This is a genomic window from Acinetobacter pittii, from assembly GCF_022449185.1.
GTDB classification, from domain to species: domain Bacteria; phylum Pseudomonadota; class Gammaproteobacteria; order Pseudomonadales; family Moraxellaceae; genus Acinetobacter; species Acinetobacter pittii_I.
Genome location: NZ_JAKUKO010000004.1, coordinates 74,913 through 96,657 on the forward strand (window position 1 = coordinate 74,913; position 21,745 = coordinate 96,657).

The 21,745-nt window shown below is 40.4% G+C and carries 14 protein-coding genes; 7 read left to right on the forward strand and 7 right to left on the reverse strand.

The window, feature by feature from the left end:
• Window positions 1–12: 12 nt before the first annotated feature.
• The 3 genes from MKX14_RS10695 to MKX14_RS10705 form a co-directional block, all read right to left on the reverse strand.
• Window positions 13–681, reverse strand: coding sequence for a ubiquinone biosynthesis accessory factor UbiJ (locus tag MKX14_RS10695; protein WP_240282417.1), 669 nt, complete (start codon window positions 679–681; stop codon window positions 13–15).
• 11 nt (window positions 682–692) lie between these two features.
• On the reverse strand, window positions 693–1,640 hold the full coding sequence (gene ubiE / locus MKX14_RS10700; RefSeq protein ID WP_002114829.1) for a bifunctional demethylmenaquinone methyltransferase/2-methoxy-6-polyprenyl-1,4-benzoquinol methylase UbiE: 948 nt from the start codon (window positions 1,638–1,640) through the stop codon (window positions 693–695).
• Between the two features lie 147 nt (window positions 1,641–1,787).
• Window positions 1,788–2,495, reverse strand: a complete 708-nt coding sequence (locus MKX14_RS10705) for an FFLEELY motif protein (protein WP_032042306.1) — start codon at window positions 2,493–2,495, stop codon at window positions 1,788–1,790.
• Window positions 2,496–2,704: 209 nt separating this feature from the next.
• Here MKX14_RS10705 and MKX14_RS10710 point away from each other — a divergent pair, with 209 nt between their 5' ends.
• The gene (locus tag MKX14_RS10710) at window positions 2,705–4,123 is read left to right on the forward strand and encodes a polyphosphate--AMP phosphotransferase (RefSeq protein WP_005065911.1); all 1,419 of its coding nucleotides are present in this window, start codon (window positions 2,705–2,707) and stop codon (window positions 4,121–4,123) included.
• Window positions 4,124–4,145: 22 nt separating this feature from the next.
• Here the strand turns inward: MKX14_RS10710 and MKX14_RS10715 are convergent, their stop codons facing one another.
• Complete coding sequence (locus tag MKX14_RS10715) at window positions 4,146–4,652, reverse strand: hypothetical protein (RefSeq protein ID WP_005065913.1); 507 nt, start codon at window positions 4,650–4,652, stop codon at window positions 4,146–4,148.
• A 169-nt stretch (window positions 4,653–4,821) separates the two neighbouring features.
• On the opposite strand from MKX14_RS10715, the gene MKX14_RS10720 reads away from it, so the two are divergent.
• The 3 genes from MKX14_RS10720 (at window position 4,822) to recD (ending at window position 14,019) form a co-directional block, all read left to right on the forward strand.
• Window positions 4,822–8,457, forward strand: coding sequence for an exodeoxyribonuclease V subunit gamma (locus MKX14_RS10720; RefSeq protein WP_240282418.1), 3,636 nt, complete (start codon window positions 4,822–4,824; stop codon window positions 8,455–8,457).
• A 3-nt stretch (window positions 8,458–8,460) separates the two neighbouring features.
• Window positions 8,461–12,159, forward strand: a complete 3,699-nt coding sequence (gene recB, locus MKX14_RS10725) for a UvrD-helicase domain-containing protein (RefSeq protein WP_240282419.1) — start codon at window positions 8,461–8,463, stop codon at window positions 12,157–12,159.
• Window positions 12,160–12,267: 108 nt separating this feature from the next.
• On the forward strand, window positions 12,268–14,019 hold the full coding sequence (recD, locus tag MKX14_RS10730) for an exodeoxyribonuclease V subunit alpha (RefSeq protein WP_240282420.1): 1,752 nt from the start codon (window positions 12,268–12,270) through the stop codon (window positions 14,017–14,019).
• Window positions 14,020–14,720: 701 nt separating this feature from the next.
• Here recD and yfeW read toward each other — a convergent pair.
• The gene (gene yfeW, locus MKX14_RS10735; protein ID WP_108009323.1) at window positions 14,721–16,019 is read right to left on the reverse strand and encodes a serine hydrolase domain-containing protein; all 1,299 of its coding nucleotides are present in this window, start codon (window positions 16,017–16,019) and stop codon (window positions 14,721–14,723) included.
• Between the two features lie 210 nt (window positions 16,020–16,229).
• Between yfeW and rpsO the strand changes: the two genes are divergently transcribed.
• From rpsO to MKX14_RS10750, 3 genes are all read left to right on the forward strand, one after another.
• Window positions 16,230–16,499 (forward strand): 30S ribosomal protein S15, encoded by a 270-nt coding sequence (gene rpsO, locus MKX14_RS10740; RefSeq protein WP_002114951.1) that lies wholly within the window; start codon window positions 16,230–16,232, stop codon window positions 16,497–16,499.
• A gap of 257 nt (window positions 16,500–16,756) precedes the next feature.
• A complete protein-coding gene (pnp, locus tag MKX14_RS10745; protein ID WP_240282512.1) occupies window positions 16,757–18,844 on the forward strand; it encodes a polyribonucleotide nucleotidyltransferase in 2,088 nt (695 codons plus the stop codon).
• Window positions 18,845–18,928: 84 nt separating this feature from the next.
• Entirely contained in the window at window positions 18,929–20,140 is a 1,212-nt protein-coding gene (locus MKX14_RS10750; protein ID WP_240282513.1) for a magnesium transporter CorA family protein, read from the forward strand.
• A gap of 229 nt (window positions 20,141–20,369) precedes the next feature.
• Here the strand turns inward: MKX14_RS10750 and MKX14_RS10755 are convergent, their stop codons facing one another.
• Together MKX14_RS10755 and cbpA are read right to left on the reverse strand one after the other, a co-directional pair.
• Complete coding sequence (locus tag MKX14_RS10755; protein WP_046812039.1) at window positions 20,370–20,699, reverse strand: chaperone modulator CbpM; 330 nt, start codon at window positions 20,697–20,699, stop codon at window positions 20,370–20,372.
• A gap of 11 nt (window positions 20,700–20,710) precedes the next feature.
• Window positions 20,711–21,667: a DnaJ C-terminal domain-containing protein gene (gene cbpA, locus MKX14_RS10760; RefSeq protein ID WP_046812038.1), complete on the reverse strand. Its 957-nt coding sequence runs from the start codon at window positions 21,665–21,667 to the stop codon at window positions 20,711–20,713.
• Window positions 21,668–21,745 lie beyond the last annotated feature (78 nt).

Consider the following 21,745-nt stretch of genomic DNA (forward strand, 5'->3'; position numbering starts at 1 on the left):
ATAAAGTCTTACCTAGTCTTGAGAGGATTGTAGTTGTGCATTGAGTTGCTGCAATCTTGCTTCAAGACGGTCAATGTCTTGATTAAGCTTGCGAGTTGCTTGAGTTAAGTCGTCCATTTCCCAGCGAGGGGCAAATAGGCCGCTATCTTCTTTTAAGGCATCTTCAGCAAAAAACAGATGGCTTTGCACCGAGCGTTTTAAATGTTTTGGTGCAAGTTGAATCTTGCCAATTTCATGAGCGAGTTGAGGACCCACCCATCTTGATAAATGCGCAGCTAAATCAGGTTCAGCTTGCTGCATAATTTTTTGAATATCCTGTAATAGGTGATAATCACCTTGGAGCGGGATATTCCCAATCTGGTCTGGATCGCTGACCAATAATTTAATCAGTTCAACAACATCTTTAACATGCAAAGTTGCGGTTGCTTCAGAAATTTTGAATTGGGCATCAAAAGGACGCTGTTCAAAAATAGAAGGCTTTTCACTATGACCTGTTACGGTAGGTTCAAGACGTACTTTTTCTTGGTCAAAGAACACATCGACAGAAAGCTGCGGACTATCAATCACAACACGCAACATTTTGCCCTGTAACTGATTAAACTGAATGCGAGTAACCGCATCCAGATCGATCAGATGATGAATGATACGTTCGACTGCACCGAGTGCCAGAATCGACCACATATCGTTATCCCTTACAGTTTGAAGCCACGGTGAACGGCAACGATACCGGCAGTAAGGTTGTGATAGTCACAGTTCTGGAAGCCAGCATTTTCCATCATACCTTTTAAGGTGCGTTGGTCTGGGTGCATACGAATAGATTCAGCCAAATACTTATAACTTTCTGAGTCATTTGCAACCAATTTACCCATAATCGGTAAAGCAGTGAATGAATAGAGATCATAAAGTTTTGAGAATGGCTCAAATACAGGTTTAGAAAATTCAAGAATCAGTAAACGGCCACCTGGTTTTAATACACGGAACATAGAAGCAAGAGCTGCGTCTTTATCTGTCACGTTACGTAAACCAAAGCTAATGGTTACAAGGTCAAAGCTGTTGTCTGCAAAAGGTTCTAATGTTTCAGCATTGGCAAGAACGAAGTCAACATTGGTACAGCCAGCATCAATTAGACGGTCACGGCCAACATTGAGCATAGATTCGTTAATGTCTGAAAGTACAACATGACCTTGCGGACCAACTTCACGGCTAAATACTTTTGCTAAGTCGCCTGTACCGCCAGCAATGTCTAACACGTGTTGACCACGGCGGACACCAGACATGTTAATTGCAAAACGCTTCCACAAACGGTGAATACCAAATGACATCAAGTCATTCATCAAGTCATATTTGCTTGCAACTGAGTGGAAAACTTCTGCAACTTTTTGTGCTTTATCTTCAGTTCTAACTGTTGAGTAACCGAAATGTGTTGTTTCACCAACGTTGCCAGTATTACCAGCACCACGAGGTAAATTGTATTTAGGTACAGAGCCATTCACAGGTGTGTCTGTTAAGGTTTGCTGTAAAGTTTGTTGTTGCCCTTGAGGAGTACCTTGAGGTAAAGGTGAGCTTAGGAATGGGCTAACTTTGTCTGAACTTTGTGCCTGCTCAGTTGGAGATGTTGGCTTTTGGTTTTCGTTAGACATATTGTCTCTCCTAGACTCAAACTCAAGTGAAACGGAATAAGTTCTGCATGATGACAGATTTTGTCTATTTTTACAGGCATCATCATGCAAATATAATGAATAAAATCTCAACTTCGCGAGGTTGAGTTTTTCTATGTGCCGACCTTATCACACTCTAAACGGATTCGGATGCCCTGAATGTACATTTTCAATAATCTGGCGTTCTTTTTCAGTAAAAGTCTTAATAAAGGTCTCGGCTGATTTTAACGGTTTCATCGCACTAAAACCATCTTGAATGAAATCATACATCAATTCGAAGTGATATTTTTGGGCAATACCTTTACACATTTTAAAAGCAGTAAACATCATAAATGAACGCATGTATTTATCGAGCGCTGCTCCTAAATCATCAAGAAGGGCAAGCTGTTGATAACGCACTTCTGCTTGATCGAGCTTGATTAAGGTTAAACGCATAATCTCATCAGTGAGTACTGTATCTGCCGGATAGTCCTCAAGAAGTTGCATTGCTACTTGCTCATCAAGTTGGGTTGCAAGTACAGCCAAACTTACTGATTTAGTACCTGTTTTAATTGCATTCTCAGGTAAGACTTTTTCTGCTTTATGCGCATATTTCAATAAGCGTTCGATTTGAGCTGCAAGAGCATCAAATTCTGGGCCACCATATAAACGATTTAAAAAGTACTCTGACATGAGCTTGTGCGCTGGCAGATTAAAAAAGTCATGATGCGTATCTTTCATCCGCTCTTTTAACCATGTTTGTACATCTTGCAAACGTTGGGCAAGCACAGGATTATCGTGATAATTAAATGTTTTATATTGTTGTAAAAGATCATCAAAAGCAGCGAGTTTAGACATTTAAGGCTCTAATATTGGGCTATTTGCAAAAAATCATAAAAGGCATTGTAACCTTGTACTATGGCGAGTAGATGTAAAAAAAATGATTCATGCGTCAATTTTTAAACAGAATTTTATTGCAATGACATAATTTGTATAGCAATTCATCATTTAACCGCATAAGTTAAAGATCATCGAAATTAAACAATAAAAGATTAGAGCCGTGGACTATGAGTGAACAACAACCAAAATTTGAGATTCGTGATGAAGAACAGCTTTCAGTCGACTTGATTGAAGCACAATATGCGTTAAAAGAAAGTCGGGGCAAACCCAACGCTAAAAGCACACTGATATTAATGAGTGGTATTGAACTGGCTGGAAAAGGCGAGGCTGTTAAGCAACTTCGTGAATGGCTAGATCCACGATATTTACGAGTCAAAGCAGACGCGCCACGTGTGCTGACAGATACAGAAGCATTTTGGCAATCTTACTCGGAGTTTATTCCGACTGAAGGACAAATTGTGGTGATGTTCGGCAACTGGTATAGCGATTTGCTCGTCACCGCAACGCATGTTTCCGAGCCTTTAGATGATTCGCGTTTTGATGAATACGTTGAAAATATGCGGGCATTTGAGCAAGATTTAAAAAATAACTATGTCGATGTGGTTAAAGTCTGGTTCGATCTATCATGGAAATCGCTGCAAAAACGTTTAGATAAAATAGATCCGTCAGAGCAACACTGGCATAAGCTGCATGGTCTAGACTGGCGTAATAAAAAACAATATGACACTTTGCAAAAGTTACGCCGTCGTTTTACCGATGATTGGTACATTATTGATGGCGAAGATGAAAAGCAGCGTGATCAATTTTTTGCTCAATACCTTTTACAACACATGCGTCAACTTCCAGAGCATGAAACTGAAGTTAAAGGAAAATGGCAGCAAGCTAAAATTCCAGAGAGTTTATTAAAACCTTCTAATGAACCACTTGAAAAAGCTGAATATAAAAAAGAGCTCGATAAACTGAGTAAAAAAATTGCCGATGCCATGCGTTTTGATAAACGCAATGTCGTGATTGCTTTTGAAGGCATGGATGCTGCTGGTAAAGGGGGGGCCATTAAGCGAATCGTTAAAAACTTAGACCCGCGTGAATATGATATTCATTGTATTGGTGCACCTGAACGCTTTGAAGCTCGACATCCTTACTTATGGCGCTTTTGGAACCGCATTAATGAAGCTGAAAAAATCACGATTTTTGATCGGACATGGTATGGGCGCGTACTCGTTGAACGTGTCGAAGGTTTTGCTTCGCCTTTAGAATGGCAGCGTGCCTATGATGAAATAAATCGCTTTGAAAAAGATTTATTTGATAGTCAAACGATTGTGGTAAAAATTTGGCTAGCGATTAGTAAAGATGAGCAAGAGCAGCGTTTTAAGGCCAGAGAAGAAACACCGCATAAACGCTTTAAAATCACTGCGGAAGATTGGCGTAATCGTGATAAGTGGGATGATTATTTAAAAGCAGCAGCCGATATGTTTGAGCGAACCAGTACTGAATATGCACCTTGGTATATCGTTGCAACTGATGATAAATATACGGCCCGTCTGGAGGTGTTGAAGGCCATTTTAAAACAGCTGAGAGCAGACTAAGCTCTCAGCTACAAGGCAAACATTAATTTACAATGGTGCTACGGCTTTTTTGCTGAATACGTTTTGCAAGGTTATAACTGTCATTCAGATGAGTTTCTGCTATTTTTTTCATCATGAAATAGCCTAAACTTGCTGCTACAATTTGTCCGCCTAGCGGTATAAATTTAGTCACCTGTTTTGTTACGATTTTGCCTAAAAAGCCGTTAAATGTTTTTTTAACGGTAGTACGTGCGACTACAAAACCTGAAAATTCAAAACCGCGTTTACGTAGTTCATCCCAATGAATTGTTTTAGTTTTTGGGTCGTAAACGCTCACGTGCTCAGGTGCTAAACCGAAACGGGAATTGATATCTGGAATCAGGTGCGACAAAATTCCCAAATCTACCGCCACGTCAAAAAAAGGAATCGGTACAATTGCCGCTCCGGCTGAGACGTAAGCTCTTTTTTTGATGAGATCATGGCACTCATCGCGAATTTGTTCCAGATTTAGGCTAGGATCAATATAGTCAGGAATCTTGTCAATTTTCATAATGTCTACCTGTATAAGTTTCTTGATGGCGTCATTCAAACTAAGTGTAAGTGACACCTAAAGTTAAATTATGCTGTGTTTAAACCAACGTGACATAGTCAGATTCAGTTGTATAGTAATGAATGTTTATGATTTTGTGCATAAATTATGCAAGCAGGAAATGAAATAAATGGGGATCCATGTTATTCAAAGTCAACGTATTGATGTGTTGTTGCAAGGTGTATTGGCGTCTACATCTCAAGCTTCAACGCATCCATTACAGGTTTTGAAAACCCAACATTTTATTGTTCCAAGTCCTGCGGTCGAGCAGTGGCTGATACAAAAACTTGCAGAACAGCAAGGCATGAGTGCTAATTACCAGTTTCACCAACGGGTACGAGGTTTCCAATGGTATGCCTATCAGCAAGTTTTAACTGCGCATAAAGAACAGGTCCGTAAAGCGAACATACCGCGTTTGATTTTTAAATGGCGGGTGCATCAGGCTTTGCACGAATTTATTCAACCTGACACGATGAGCATAGACACATCGCATCCTTTACATTCTATTGTTCAGCGTATTTATGACAGTGCAGATCGACTCGAACAAGGCATAGATAAACAATTAAAAAAACAAAAAATGCTGTATTGGGTCGCTGAGCAGGTTGCTGATCTATTTAGCAACTATATGATTTATCGTGGACAGTGCCAGCGTGGTTGTGAAAATAGTTGTACCTGTCCGGAAAACTGGTTGTCTGCTTGGGGACAGGGGCGAGCACTCGATATTGAAAAATATATTGTGCAGAAAGATGAAGAAGTGACTGCTTTTGCATTACATCAAACTGAGGAGCTAGAGCGTTGGCAGCGTTGGTTGTGGCAGCAACATTTTCATGATGATTTTGTGCAAATGCAGCAAATTGACGCGTTGTTTTGGCAAGAGTTAGATCATCCAGACCGTGGTAAGCGTGCTATTTCAAGATTACCTAATCAAGTGGTGATCTTTACGTTATTAGATTTGCCGCCAAGTCAGTTACAATTCTTGCGCCGTTTAGGCCAATATATTGATGTCTTGATTTTGCACTATAACCCTTCACAAGAATATTGGGCCGATAGTGTCGATCCACTCTGGAAACAGCGTTATGACTTAGGGGTAAAAGAGCGTTTTATTGCGAAAAATCCAAAGGCTACTGATGCTGAAATTAGCGATTTCTTTAATAAATTCACACTCAACTTTAATGCTGAAGCGCGTGAGTCTAGACATCCGCTTTTAACCAGATTGGGTAAACAAGCCCGCGACCACTTTTCTTTATTATCGAATTTATCTACGGGTGAAGAAGGTAAGTGGGTTGATGCTTTTGTGGATGATTTTCCTGAAAGTTTACTTGGTAAAGTTCAGTCAGATATTTTGCATTTGGTAGAACCGCAAGCTAAACAATATGAGCTTGCTTCCGATGATGACTCGATTCAGATTCATGTTTGTCATTCGACTTTACGTCAGCTTGAAGTTCTAAAAGAGCAATTAATCTGTTGGTTGGCTAAACCGCATGAACAGCCGCGCCGTCCAAACGATATTTTAGTTCTAGTTCCTAATTTGGCCGACATAGAGCCTTTAATTCGAAGTGTATTTCCTGCTACTGCCACTGAGCAGGGTGTGCATTTGCCAGTAAAGATTGCAGGTGTTGCATCACTTGATGCACTGAATGCTTGGCGTGCAGTAATTGGGCGTATTCAACTGATGCAGGGGCGTTTTAGCTTTGATGATTTTGCTGATTGGTTAAGTTTGCATGCGACTCAACAACGTTATGAACTTGAATATGTTCAGGTTGAGCGAATTTTAAATTTGCTTGCCGATGCAGGCTTTAAACGAGGGCTTGATGCAGAGCATCTCAAGCGCAGTTTGTGTGAGGGTGATGATGATTATCGATATAGTTTTAAATTTGCCCTAGAGCGATTGGCCCTTGGCATTGCTGTGCCTGTGCATGCAACATTTAATCAGGTGTTGAGTTATGCCAAAGTTCAACCGAGCGATTTCGAGTTGGTGGGTACACTCATTCAGATTTATCAGGATTTGAATGAGCGCCGTGATTGGCTTACTCTGCATGAGCAGGGGAAAGTCTATACCGTTGAATATTGGCTTCAGGTACTGGGCAAAGATATTGTTGAATTTGAGCAGGTTGGTGTTGCTGCTCTAAAAGCTGTGCGTGAAATTGTTAAAAAACAAGAGCGAATGTTGACACTCGCAAGCTATTACGCCGAGACAGAAACAGGAACTTTGCGCAAAATTACCTTGCCACTACCTTATATTATTGAAGAAATTCAACGGACATTAGAAAGCCAAAGTGCACAAGCTGAACCGACAGGGCAAATTACCTTTGCCCAAATTGGACACATTCGACCGTTACCTTATCGTTTAATAGTCATATTAAATCTTGATGCAGGGCAATTTCCAAACCGCGATACCCATGTTCCATTTGATTTAATGGATGCACTGCGTCAACAGTTAGGCGATCGCTCTCGACTTGAAGATGATCAAGGGGCGTTTTTAGATGCTTTATTATTAGCCCAAGAAAATTTATGGCTGTTTTATAACGGCTTTGATGTGAACGATGGCGAGGTGCGAGAACCTTCGAGTATTCTTCAAGAGTTCCGTGAACATCTTGCCTTGATTGTGAAAGCTGAAGACGGTATACCTGAAAGTGTCGTTATTGAAGGGATTGAAATTCCATCACAATTAAAACAACTCTATCACTTACATGATTTACAGCCCTTCGATCCGAAAGGTTTTACTGTAGAAAAAAGTGTTATTCGCTATCAAGATCATTGGTTTAAGGTCGCTTCACAAATTCAGCAAGTTTCAGGAAACCGTCAACCTTGGGCGAACACAACCTATCCGCTACAAGCACCGGACATGTTGGTTTTAGATAGCCAACAGTGGATACAGGATGTAACATTCCCTGCACGCCTCTATTTAAAAACTTTAGGGGTAGAAAACTTAGGAAGTGTTGGAGTGCTCGACCAAAATGAACCTTTGCTATTAGATGGTTTAGGGCGCTATGCGATCCGACATTTTTTACAACAATCTGAACAGCAAGCACAACCTGAAGTATTAATTGATCAGTTGCCTGTAGGTAAAGTCAAATATAGCGCATGGCAACAAGGTGTGTTCGAGCAAGAATGTTTGCTTGAACGCCTTCATCATTATGCACCTGCAGTGACACAAACAACTCAGCGTATTTGGCGAATTGCTAAACAGCTTCATATGAATATTACCGTTCCGAAGTCTGAAACTCGGGACTGGGTCAGCATGGAACCTTCAAGTGCTCGCGCAAAAAGACGTGCTAAAGTTTGGTTAGAATATCTGCTCTGGTTAGCTTATTTGAATGAGGGTAGTGCAGGAGCTGAAAAACGCCGTATTGTGGTTTTTAGCGATCAAACTGTGATTTGTAGTGGTGTAAGTTCTGAGCAAGCTCGGCAATATTTACAGCCATGGTTTAAAATCTGGCGTCATGCACAGCAACAACCATTGGTTCTACCAGCAGCCTTATTATTAAAACCATTAGAAAAAGCCAAAGCATATCAGTGGGAAACAACAAATCAGGCAGAAAAAGCAAAACTGGATGAGAAGAGCTACACTGAGCTGTTAAAATACTGGAATGAAACAGGGTCATTTACCACAATGGATATGACTCAAAATGAAGCTTGCAAGTTGCATCGAGACTGGAGCTTTATTTTACAAGAACAAGATGCGCAAGCTTTGCTTCAACATGCTTGTGATGAGTTTGCGTATGATCTGTATCATCCAGTTTTTCAATTTCAACATTCGGAGTAAGACATGAACTCAAGAGTACAGGTGTCTTATCAACCTATTATTGATATTGAATTTAGTGGCTTACACTTAATTGAAGCTTCGGCAGGTACAGGAAAAACCTATACTTTATCGAGCTTAATGGTCCGTATCTTTCTTGAAAAGTACTTGCCTCGACAAGTCATTGCAACCACGTTTACCCGTGCTGCCGCTGCTGAGTTAAAAAGCCGTATTCGCGCCCGTTTGGTCGAAACGTATCGTTATTTAGAGACCAAGCGCAGTTTTACAGAACACGAATTAATTACGCTGGCCGAACAAGAGCCTGACTTATTACTCCAACATATTTTAAAATGCTTTGCGACGCGTATTGCCTATGCGTGTGAACGTTTAAAATTGGTCATCGATCAGTTAGACGAGTTATTTGTCGGGACACTCGATAGCTTTAGCCAAAAACTATTACGTGAGTTTGCCTTTGAGAGTGGCAAAATTGAACGCGCTCAAATTACCGATGATGCCAAAACCTATAGTCGACAACTGATTCATGATGTTTTGCGTGAATGGATACAGTCTCAACCTCAGACTGTGATTGATGCATTGTATCTGGCAGGTGAATTAAAAAGTGTCGATAGTTTTGTCAAACTGGTCGAAGACTCACTTAACTTTAGTTCCGCTCATTTTAAACTTCCCGAAAAACCAACCATTCAATTTGAACAACTTGCTCAGCTCAAACAGTTGGCAACAGAAATTGACTTAAGCCTTTTAGAGCCGTATTACTTGCTTGATGGCGAACACTATAAGCATGTGAGCGGGACGGTATTTCGTAATGGGGCGTTTAACAAATTATTTAGCGAGTGTTTACCGCAGCTTTTGCAAGTTCTAACGCAAAGCGACAGCATTTTGGTTTTTGATGGGTCTTTGACTGCACAACGTGAGCTTGTTTTTAAGTTTTTAGGTCAACTTGTCGATCAAAAAGTTTTCAAGAAATGTCCTGCTGAAATTTCAGATGGTTTCTATCAACATCCTTGTATTCAACAGATTCAACAGCTATTTGGTGTGCTGAAAAACTATGCCGAGCAGTTCGACCAGCTTCATATTTTTTTAAAAGCCTATTTATGTGTTGAGGTTAAAAAACGTTTACCACAAGTTTTACAAAATAAAGGTGAAACTACTTTTTCTCAGCAAATTCGAACACTTTCTGAAGCTTTAAAAGGTGAACAGGGACAGCGTTTCGCTGTGTTTGTGCAGGCGCGTTATCCCTTAATTTTGGTCGATGAATTTCAGGATACCAACCAAGATCAAGACGACATGCTGGCGAGCATTTGGCGCCATCCAGAGCGCTACCACAAAGGCTGCATGATTATGGTAGGTGATCGTAAACAGGCAATTTACGGTTTCCGTGGTGGGGATATGCTCACCTTTTTAAATGCCTATAAAGATATTCAAGCCAAACATGGCTGCGAATATAAGTTAATTCATAACCATCGTTCCGTTGCAGATCTGGTTGAAGTGGTCGACGCCTTATTTCAAAGGCAAATCGACTTTGGTGAAGAGGTTCAATATGACCCAATTCGAGCGGGCACTCGACCTCATCCTGTACTGATTGAGCAGAACAATCATAATCCTTACCCTTTGCGCTGGTTAATGCTCAAAGATAAAGAAACAGAGGCTCAGCAAGTTGCATGGAAGATTCGAGATCTACTTAACCAGTCACATGCCGGACAACTATATTTTCAAAAAGATGCTCAGACTCAAACCTTAAATGAAGACGATATTGCGGTATTGTCTCGTAATCATGATGGGCTGGATAAAGTTCAATTTGAGCTAGAGCGTTTAGGAGTACGAGTTAACAGGCCATCAAAACGAAGTGTTTTCGATTGCTCGATTGCTCAAGATGTGGGTGCTTTGTTGACTGCCATACTTCATCCTTACGATGAGGCAAAAGTGAAGCGAGCTTTAATTAGCCGTCTATTTGCTATGGACCTGAAACAGCTGTTGCAACTTGAGCAGACAGCCGAAGGGTTAAGCCAGTTTATGACTGGTTTTGACACGATTAGAGAGTTGTGGTCCGCTCAAGGCTTTTTAGTGGCATGGCAACAATGTCTCATCCAGTTTGATATATGGCAAAATTTAGTTGCTGCTCAAAGTAAAGATAATGAACGGGTTGTTGTGAACTTGCGTCATTTAACTGAAATTTTGAGTCAGCACAGTGAGAAATATTCAGGTGCGCAAAACCTCTATCACTGGTATCTCAAACAGTTGCGTTCTCCTCTTGATCGTGATTGGGAGCTAGAACGTAAATTGTCGAGTGAAGCTGGTGTTCAGCTCATGACAATTCACCAGTCAAAAGGGCTGGAATTTAAGATTGTATTTTTACTAGGTGCAGACAAGCCCTTTCGAGAAAATAATAAAACACTCAATTTTTCGACCCAAGACATTGTCAAACCAGACTCAAACCAGACTTTGACTCAACGTGTCGTTGCGATTGCTGACAAGACTTATTTGAATGAGATTGAGCTTAAGCAGCACGAAGAACGAGCGCTCGCTGAACAGAATCGACTTTGGTATGTTGCTTTAACGCGAGCAAGCCACCGCGTCTATGCACTTTTACAAGATGGGGATGGCAAGTCAGTATCAGGTCTCGCGTTTTGGAAAAATAGGACTGAGCCTTTTCAACATCGTTGCTGTACGGATGAAATGGTTTTGGAGCAGATTCCACAGGCAATTCACTTAGCCAAACAAACAAGTATTATTGAAATACAAGCACAACGGTTTCCTGAACAGCGTTTTTATTCGAGAGGTAAAACTAGTTTCAGTTACTTGGCACAGCATTTAAAACATAAAGCTGGCACAGATTTATTGGCGAGTCAGAGCAATGATGCTGTATTAGCAGAAGATGAATTAGACTTAATCAACACTGCTGAAGCAAGCAGTGCTCAGCCGATTGACTGGATAAAGAGTAACTTCCCTCGAGGAACGCTTGCCGGTAATTTCTTGCATGAAATATTTGAACATATCGACTTTCAATGTTCAGATGAGTGGATCATAGAAATACGTCGTCGTTTTAAAAATGACTATAGTGGCCTTTGGCAAGATTTACTTAATAAATATAACGAGAGTTTCCCAGAGCAAGAGGACGCCGAGAACCTGCTTTACCAGTCAGTTGCAGACTGGTTGAAAGATATTTTGCGAACACCGCTTTATCAAGGTTTCCGGCTCAATCAGCTTCAACAAGAACAGTATTTGTCAGAGTTTCCTTTTTATTTGGCGCTCTCAGATCGAGTTTTAGCCATGACACGTATTCAGCAACTCTTCGCTGAGTATGGGTTGAATATGCCGGAGTTACTTGAGGCTCGCTCAGCACGTTACCTCAATGGTTCTATCGATTTGGTTTATTTTGATGGGCAGCGTTATCACATTGCCGATTATAAAAGTAATTACTTAGGTGATGATCTTGCAGACTATCGTAGCGATAGCATTGCTCAAAGCATGTCTTTGGCAAGTTACTGGCTACAAGCAGGTTTATATCTCGTTGCGTTACACCGCTATTTGCAAGTCAAAATGCAGGATTACCAGATTGAGCAACATTTGGGTGGGGCAACTTATCTTTACTTACGTGGTATGAATGGTGAAGCGGAGCAGGGGTATTATTACTGGGAACCTAGTGTCGAGTTTATCCTTCGTCTTGATGCCATTTTGGGATATTTTGCTGAGGATAAAATAGCATGAAAAATACTGATAAAAAGCGTAATTTTAAGATTAACAAATACTTGACATGTGGATAAGCCTGTCTATAACCATGTGGACAAGCGTGTGGAAAACTAGGTGGATAAGTGTGTGGACAATCTAAACAGCCCTGAACAAGCCGATTTAAGCTGGTTAACAACGTGGAGTAACTTCTTAAATCAGGTTCCATTTACTGAACAATCGCAAGTACCAGAAGCCACTTCTTACTTGCAACAGCTTATTGAAGCGAGCTTACAAGGCGATAGTTGTATTGATATCAGTTCAGAGCAAATTGCAGCACTTGGTCAGCTTGCTATATCTGCCGATCAAGCAACTTCAAAAGTTGCGCCATGCGTCTACGATGAGCAGGGGTTGGCATTATACCGATATTGGCACCTAGAGCAACGACTTGCAGAACAAATTTGTCGATTAAAGCAACAATTAATTCAACCTATTTCTTGTGATGACTATTTAAACCTGCTTACCGATCCTCATCAACAGGCAGCTTTAAAAATGGTTGCTCGGCAGGGCTTGAGTATTATTACGGGTGGGCCAGGTACAGGCAAGACTTATACACTTGCACGTATCATTGCTGTACTTAGCCAAGCAATTCCACATATTCGTGTGGCAATGGCTGCTCCAACAGGTAAAGCAGCACAGCGAATGCAAGAGGCTTTACAGAACTCATTTAACGATCCTAAATTACTTGAGTCCGGATTAGTTAGTGAAGAGCTAAGAAATCAGGGAACACAAACGATTCACCGTTTGTTAGGGATGGGACATAGTCAGACACCACGGTTTAATCAAAAACAGCCTTTGCCTTATGACGTGATTGTCGTGGATGAGGCTTCTATGCTGGATTTAAACCTGGCTACTCTTTTATTTGAAGCTGTGCCTGAGTCCTGTCGAATTATTTTATTAGGAGATGCAAATCAGCTCGCTTCTGTCGATGTCGGGGCGGTTCTTGCAGATTTGCAGCAAATACAGGCACTAGCCGACAACAGAGTACAACTACAAACCAGTCGTCGTTTTGCTGAAGGTGCATTGATTGGACAAGTGGCTAAATTTATTCAGGCACAAACCTATCAACAGGATCATGCAGCTGTTTTGCAGCAGTTTGAAATTGATATTGTTCAAGCTTCAGAATTAAAACCTATACTTCTACAAACAGATATGCCTGATGTTGTTCAGCTTGAATATTTACCAGAAGGGAATCAATTAGACCTAGATCTCTATTATCAAAAGCTAATGCTCGGTTTCCAGAGGTATGTACAGAGTCTAAAAAATTATTTAAAAGAAGAGCGCTCGATTGAACAGGTCCAAAATGTAGTAAAAGCATTTGATGATTACCGGATTTTAACCGCGGTTCGTCATGGTCCGTTTGGATTGCAGCAGTTAAACCAATATGCGCAGCGTTGGTTGCAGCAGCAACTTTCAATAGTGACAGCAGGGGGATGGTATGTCGGTCGTCCTGTAATGATGACCTATAACGATTATCAGCTCGGTATTTCAAACGGGGATATTGGTTTGTGCTTTGAGCACAGGACTCAGCCACAGCAGTTTGAAGTATATTTTCCAAGTTTGAACAAATGGGTCGCTGCAAATCGATTGCCTAAAAGTATTCAGAGTGCATTCGCTTTAACGATTCATAAATCGCAAGGGTCTGAATTTACCCATACTGCTGTTGTTCTTGATCAGGCTGCCAAGAACTTATTAAGCCAAGAACTTATTTACACTGCGATTACACGAGCTAAGAAAGTAGTCAGTCTTTTAGTACATCAAGAGGCTTTATTACAAGCATTTACAGTTCGTACTACACGAAAAAGCGGTTTAGTTCAAAAAGTTAATCGGTTAGTTCGTTAAGACAAACTTAATATTTTTACCCTTGTAAGAAAAAGCTTACATAGATTCGAGATATTTGCTGCTAGAGTACACCCCGTGTTTTTGAGATTATAAACGCACAACGAGCTTGGCACGGAATGTCGGGCAAAATCGCACAATAATAATAACTTAAGTCGAGAGACTGCGAACTTACAATGAAGTAGGTGTATAAAGAGGAAACTTACAGCCGCTAAGCCTTGTAGTTTTGGGAGAGACTACAGGGCTTTTTTATATTCTACTTTTCACTATGTTTAAAAAAGCATTACAACATTTCGTTTTTAGCACTATCTTCACTCTGTTTTTGTCTAAAGATTTAAATCAATAATATCAATATATTTATCTATAATATGATTTCAAAACAGGCATTTTTCCTGTGAATTGTTAAGTTATATGTTATACAGAACTGTACGTTAAAGGTTAAAAATGGCTATTTACCAAATATTATACAGACCTGTACGTTTTCACTTACATGATGATAAGAAAAATACTACTTTTCTTCATAATTGGATATGTCACAATACATCACATAAGGAAATAGAAACGAAAACATCGGAAGTGAGTTAAAACAACAAGAAGGATGTGACTAGCATCTCACCAACGACAATAAAAACAGTAATAACACGATAAACAAAAACTACAGCGCAAAAAACCCAAGCAGAAATGCTTGGGTTTTTTATTTGTTTCTACACTAAGTCAGTTTCATGAGAATCACTACCAAATAACGAACGGCGTTGATCTCTTGGTATACGTGGACATTGGGTTGAGATTTGATAGAGCACTTTAGCTAAAGCAGGCAGGTGAGTACCCACTACAGATTTACCAGTTGTTAATAAGGAAACACTGATATCTCTTTCAGGGTCGGCCCAACATAAAATGTTAGAGAATCCTAAATGACCAAATGCTTGCCCCGTCATTGGGCCAAAAAGACCTACAGGATTGCTACCTAACATTGGTCCTAAAGCATAGCGCATTGGAATTAACAAAGTACGGTCAATGTTAACGCCTGTAGTTGGCAGTGTTGCTCTGAAAATTGTTTTCTCACTAAAGATTTGCTGACCGCCGTAGCTTCCTCCACTTAAAAGCATTTCAAAGAAGCGGCCGGCTTGTTCTGCACTGGTATAGATGTTTCCAGCTGGGCAAATGGTGTCCATAAAACGACTATCGTTAGTCACATCAACTGCAAGTTGTAAACCGCCACCTAACACATGATTCAGGTAGTGATCGGTACCAAGGCTAGGGTGCAGACCTGTTGCACAGTTTAAGGCGACTTCTGAACGGTATTCTGGTTTTAAGCCATAATTGAAATAAGGCATCCCCATTGGTTTTTCGATAGTTTGATGTACAAACTCACGTAAATCCTGCCCAGTCACCCGTTCAATAACTTCTCCTAAAATATAACCTGCCGTAACAGCATGATAGGCAAGGTGATTACCAGCAGGAGACACAGGTCGGGCAGCATATAAACGTTTTAAAATTTCGTCTTTATCAAATAATAAATCTGGTGTGACATCGCCATCAATATAAGGAATGCCACCACGATGTGCTAATAAATGAAAGATCGTTGCACGGCGCTTACCATTGACTCCATATTCAGGAACATAATAGCTCACGGGATCGAGCAAATTAATTTCACCCTTTTCATCTAATAGATGAATCAACATGGCTGTAATCATCTTTGATGCTGAAAATAGGCAAACAGGTGTGTCAGGTGTTGCAATCAGGGCATTTTCTTGAAGGCCTGCTGGAGAATTCCCTTGAGCATATCCAATGCTTCTATTGAGCAAAATTTTACCTTGTCTGCGTAAACAAAAGGTAATGAGTGGATAGTTTCCGGTTCTATACAGTGCTTCTATACTTTTCCAGATTTTTTGAATCTGGTGATCACTCATTCCACCCTGTTCAGCAGCAACTTCATCTTTTTGTCGAATGACTTGCTCAATATTGTCCGGTACTGGACAAGTGTTAGTTGAAAAAATTTTCACACGTCCCTCGCGCTTCTTTCTTTTTATTCGAGGCTAGTGTGCAGGGTTAAGGTCTTGATGTCAGTGTCTAAAATGACAAGTTACTGAAAACTATTTTGCAATCCACCTATAGATACCTTAAAATAGGCGACTTGCTGTAGTGATGCACGGCAGTCAGTTGCCTCAACTGATTCATATCGTTTACTTTTTTAAGCATCTCGGAGAAATCGAATGGCTTTAACTAATGCAGACCGCGCAGAGATCATTGCTAAATTTGCTCGCGCTGAAAATGACACTGGTTCACCAGAAGTACAAGTAGCTTTATTGACTGCTCAAATCAATGATTTACAAGGTCACTTCAAAGCTCACAAACACGACCACCACAGCCGTCGTGGTTTGATCCGTATGGTTAACCAACGTCGTAAATTGCTCGACTACTTAAATGGTAAAGACCACGGTCGTTACACTGCTTTGATCGGTGCTTTAGGTTTACGTCGTTAATTCGATTTTTACTTTGTTTTCGCTATTTCGCATGTCGCAATGCTTTATCGCTGAAAAGAGAGTTTCACTTAATGTTAGGTTAAGTGATTTTTAGAAGGGGCGCTTGTGCGCTCCTTCTTTGCGTTTAACTTATTTTAAATAATTGATCTAGTGTGATGGCTTCTAAGCTTTGTCATTTATCTACCAATCGGTGTAGTCTGAATGCCAAACCTTAGGGGTCTCACTAGAATAAAATTAGGAAAATACAATACATGTCAATGTTTAATATCGTTCGTAAAGAATTCCAATTCGGTCAACATCAAGTCGTTTTAGAAACGGGTCGCGTTGCACGTCAAGCAAACACAGTTTTAATCACTATGGGTGGCGTAACTGTTTTAGTTGCAGTTGTTGCTCAACCTAAAGCAAAAGCGGGTCAAGACTTCTTCCCGTTAACAGTTAACTATCAAGAAAAACAATATGCAGCTGGTCGTATCCCTGGTGGTTACGGTAAGCGTGAAGGTCGTGCTTCTGAAGCTGAAACTTTAATTTCACGTCTTATTGACCGTCCAATTCGTCCGTTGTTCCCAGAAGGTTACTTCAACGAAATTCAAGTAACAGCAACTGTTGTTTCTTCTGACAAAACTATGGATGCTGATATTGCAGCAATGCTTGGTACATCAGCAGCATTGTCTATTGCTGGTACGCCTTTCCGCGGTCCAATCGGTGCAGCACGTGTTGGTTTAATCAAGGGTGAATATGTTCTTAACCCGAACTTCGAACAGTTGAAAGAAAGTGACCTTGACCTTGTGGTTGCTGGTACAGAATCTGCTGTATTGATGGTTGAATCTGAAGCGAAAGAACTTTCAGAAGACCAAATGCTGGGTGCTGTTCTTTTCGGTCATGACGAAATGCAAATCGCAATTCAAGCGATTAAAGAATTTGCTGCCGCTGCTGGTGCTGTTGAGTCAACTTGGGTTGCTCCAACTAAAAACGAAGCTCTTCTTGAGCAATTAAAAGCAGCTTTCGAAGCGAAAATTTCTGAAGCATATACAATTGCGGTTAAACAAGATCGTTACGCAGCACTTGATGCACTTTATGCAGAAGCTGTAGCTCAGTTCGTTCCAGAAAATGATGAAACTGGTATTGCTGATGAAGTAAACGAATTATTCGAAGACCTTAAATACCGTACAGTACGTGACAACATCTTGTCAGGTAAGCCACGTATTGATGGTCGTGATACTAAAACTGTTCGTGCTATCGACGTTCAAGTTGGTGTATTAGATCGTGCACACGGTTCTGCATTATTTACACGTGGTGAAACTCAAGCGTTGGTAACAACAACTTTGGGTAATACTCGTGATGCGTTAATGGTTGATACCCTTGCTGGTACTAAAACTGACAACTTCATGTTGCACTACAACTTCCCTGCATACTCTGTAGGTGAAACAGGCCGTGAATCTGGTCCTAAGCGTCGTGAAATTGGTCACGGTCGTTTAGCACGTCGTGGTGTTCAAGCAGTTCTTCCTGCTGCTGACCGCTTCCCGTATGTAATTCGTATTGTATCTGACATTACTGAATCAAACGGTTCATCTTCAATGGCTTCTGTATGTGGTGCTTCATTATCACTTATGGATGCAGGTGTTCCACTTAAAGCTCCAGTTGCGGGTATCGCAATGGGCTTAGTGAAAGAAGGCGAGCGTTTCGCAGTACTTTCTGACATCTTGGGTGATGAAGATCACTTAGGTGATATGGACTTTAAAGTAGCAGGTTCTGCAAACGGTATTACTGCGCTTCAAATGGATATCAAGATTGAAGGTATTACTGAAGAAATTATGGAAGTTGCATTAAACCAAGCATTTGCTGGTCGTATGCACATCCTAAACGAAATGAATAAAGTCATTTCACGCGCTCGTGCTGAAATCAGTGCTCATGCACCGACGTTTGAAGTGATTAACATCAACCCAGACAAGATCCGTGATGTTATTGGTAAAGGCGGCGCAACTATCCGTCAAATTACTGAAGAAACTAAAGCTGCAATTGATATCGAAGACAACGGTACTGTTCGCGTATTTGGTGAAACTAAAGCTGCTGCTAAAGCTGCAATTGCTAAGATTCAAGCAATTACTGCTGAAGTTGAACCAGGTAAGATCTATGACGGTAAAGTAATTCGTATCGTAGAATTCGGTGCGTTTGTAAATATCATGCCAGGTACTGATGGCCTTCTTCACATTTCGCAAATTTCAAATGAACGTATTGCGAACGTAACTGATGTTCTTAAAGAAGGTCAGGAAGTGAAAGTACAAGTTGCTGATGTTGATAATCGTGGTCGTATTAAATTGACTATGAAAGACATTGAACAAGCATAATTGTTCTGGTGACATGAAAAAGTCCGCTTGATGCGGACTTTTTTATGGCATGATGCAAGTAATACAAAAACAGATCATTGTGGTATGCAGGTTTATTACTTTTATCGCCATCACGCTGACGGCTATGTCTTTTTAAGCCGTGAGCAGCATAATGAACACATTCTGGAGTTTTTCTGGATTGATAGTGTCAGAGCCGATGTGGTGAACCATAACGAAGAATGGCAACAAAAGATTCAACAACTTTCAGGTGTGGTTATTAATGAATTTCATATGCGGGATATTGCGAATATTGAGCATCCTTGTGCATTTGATACGCTTGAAGAATATGATTTGCTTATTTTTAGAAAGCTCGTTACACCTGATGATGAAATTAAAAGTGGGGAATCCCATGAGAGTGTATTTGGCCTAGCAACCACGCCGATTAGCTTTATTTTTACTCCTAAAGTTCTGATTAGTGTTCGTGAGCAGGGCAATAAGTCGATTGAAAACTATATTCAACGTCTCGAAAATATTTTATGTAAAACTTTGGAAGAACAAAATAAAACCCGTAAGCTTCCTAATTCACCTGTAGATTTATGTTTACGACTGCTCAATAGTATGGTGGATGGCTACCTTGATATCCGTTCACCTTTGACTAGAAGGGTCGAGCATTGGCAACAGCAATTGCTGCAAGGTAATCGCCGTTTTAAACAATGGCATCAGCTGTTTCATGAAAACATGGCCTTTCAGCAGGTTGAAAATTTATGCGAAGAGCAAATCGAAACCTTACAAGAGTTTCGAGATGAAATTGTAGAAAACTATCATCATGTTATTGGTGAGAAGACGCATAGTTCTCAAGACCTTTTATTAGTGCGTCTAAATGATTTAATGAGTCATGTCGAACGTATTCAAAAACATACTTTACGTTTACGTAGCGCCATTCAGTCGGCGATTGATTTGCACTTCTCAGCAATTGCCAACCAGACCAATGAGAATATGCGTATTCTTGCCATTATTACTGCTGTATTTGCACCGCTTACGCTTTTAACCGGTATTTATGGAATGAACTTTGAGTTTATTCCAGGGCTTAAATCACCGGTAGGTTTCTGGATTATGCTCGGTGTTATGCTGCTAAGTACTGTTTTATTACTCTACTATTTTTATCGACAACATTTGGTGGGGCGCGGTGAAAAAAGTGTGATTGATTTACTGGCTCAACAGCATCGCCAAGATCGAATGAATTTGTTTTGGTTTCTGGAATATGAACCGATTAAGCAGACTTTGAAGGAAGTGGAGAAGATTACTCGGTTGAAATAAAAGTGATTTTCAAAAATCAGTAAAGTTAATTTGTTAGCATTGCCTCAAATATAGAGTTTAATTAGATATTTTTTATATAGGCTTGTCCTTACTTTTGACTGGGCAAAAGTAACAAAACCCTTTATTGGACTGACGGTACATCCATGTTACCGCAGTCCAAAAGGCGGCATCCCTGCCGCCCGTCACCTTAGTTCATACCTGTTTGAATGGTTATTTAGAAGAAAAAATCTCAATGAAAATGCTTCAACTGTTTTCTAAGTTGTTGCACTTCATCAATCAAATCTAACATCACAGCAACTGCCGCCAAACTTGCGTCAAAGTCACGTTGCAGACGATAAGCCTTACGTGCGCGTGCGACATCTTCGCCCATAAACTGGTGTGCTTCAGGTGTGTTCTCGACTGTTAAAATATCATATTCAATGAGCTGAAGAATCCAGTCAGGACTTTGGCCACAAGCTTGGGCAAATTGTTGTAAATCAAATGTCGATTGTTCATCAACGACCTCTGCACTAAAGGTATGGCCGTCATATACAATTTCTCGATAGTGAATGGTTGTCATGATCTTGCTCCCTAATGAGATGAACGAGGTTCGAATGAAGCAAAGGCTTCTGCCAATTGCTGATACGCTTCTTTTTCTTTTTCAGAATTTGCTGGGGGGAATACAATATTTAAAATTAAATAGAGATGGCCTGGCGTTTTATTTGGTATCCCTTTGTCTTTTAAACGTAGCTGTTGTCCTTGTTTTGCATTTTTAGGTAAATTGACATGTAAGGATCCTGCCGGTGTTTTCACTTCAATACCTTGACCTAATGCTGCTTCCCATGGAGCTACATCTACAGTCAGATACACATCACTGCCTTCGACATGAACACGATCTGTATCTTTATACTGGATTTCAATATAAAGATCGCCGTTCGCACCACCATTAATTCCACTTTGGCCTTGTCCAGTTAAGCGGATTTGCTGACCTTCTTTCATGCCTTTTGGTATTTTTACCTGTAAAGTTTTGCGTTGAACTTCAGGCTCACCATAAGCATTCATGGTTGGAATTTGCAGAGTAATTTGCTGGGTTGAACCATGATAGGCAATATCAAGATCAACCTCTATGCTAGCATGTTGATCTTCACCGCGATAACTACGTTGTTGTCTTTGATATTGTTGTTGTCCACCGCCAAAGCCTGCACCAAAGCGACCAAATAAATCTTCAAAACCGCTAAAGTCTGCTTGTTCACCGCCTGTAAAACCTTGACGATAAAACTGTGCGCCATCAAAACCACCTTGTGCAGCATCTTGACCAAAGTTATTAAAACCTTGAGGATGATCTAACATTTGGTCATATTCGGCTTTTTTATCTGCATTGCTTAATGTGTCATAGGCAACATTAATGGCCTGCATTTTTTCTTCTGCATCTTTTTCTTTGCTGATGTCGGGATGATATTTACGGGCTAATTTTCGATAAGCTTTTTTAATTTCATCAGCAGAGGCTTTGCGGGTAACCCCTAATTCTTCATAATAATTTTTTGCCATAATGTTTTATCACGATGGTGTTGTTTATTTCATTATGAAACGATTTTTAGAGTTTTCAATAAGCTAGATTGTATAAGA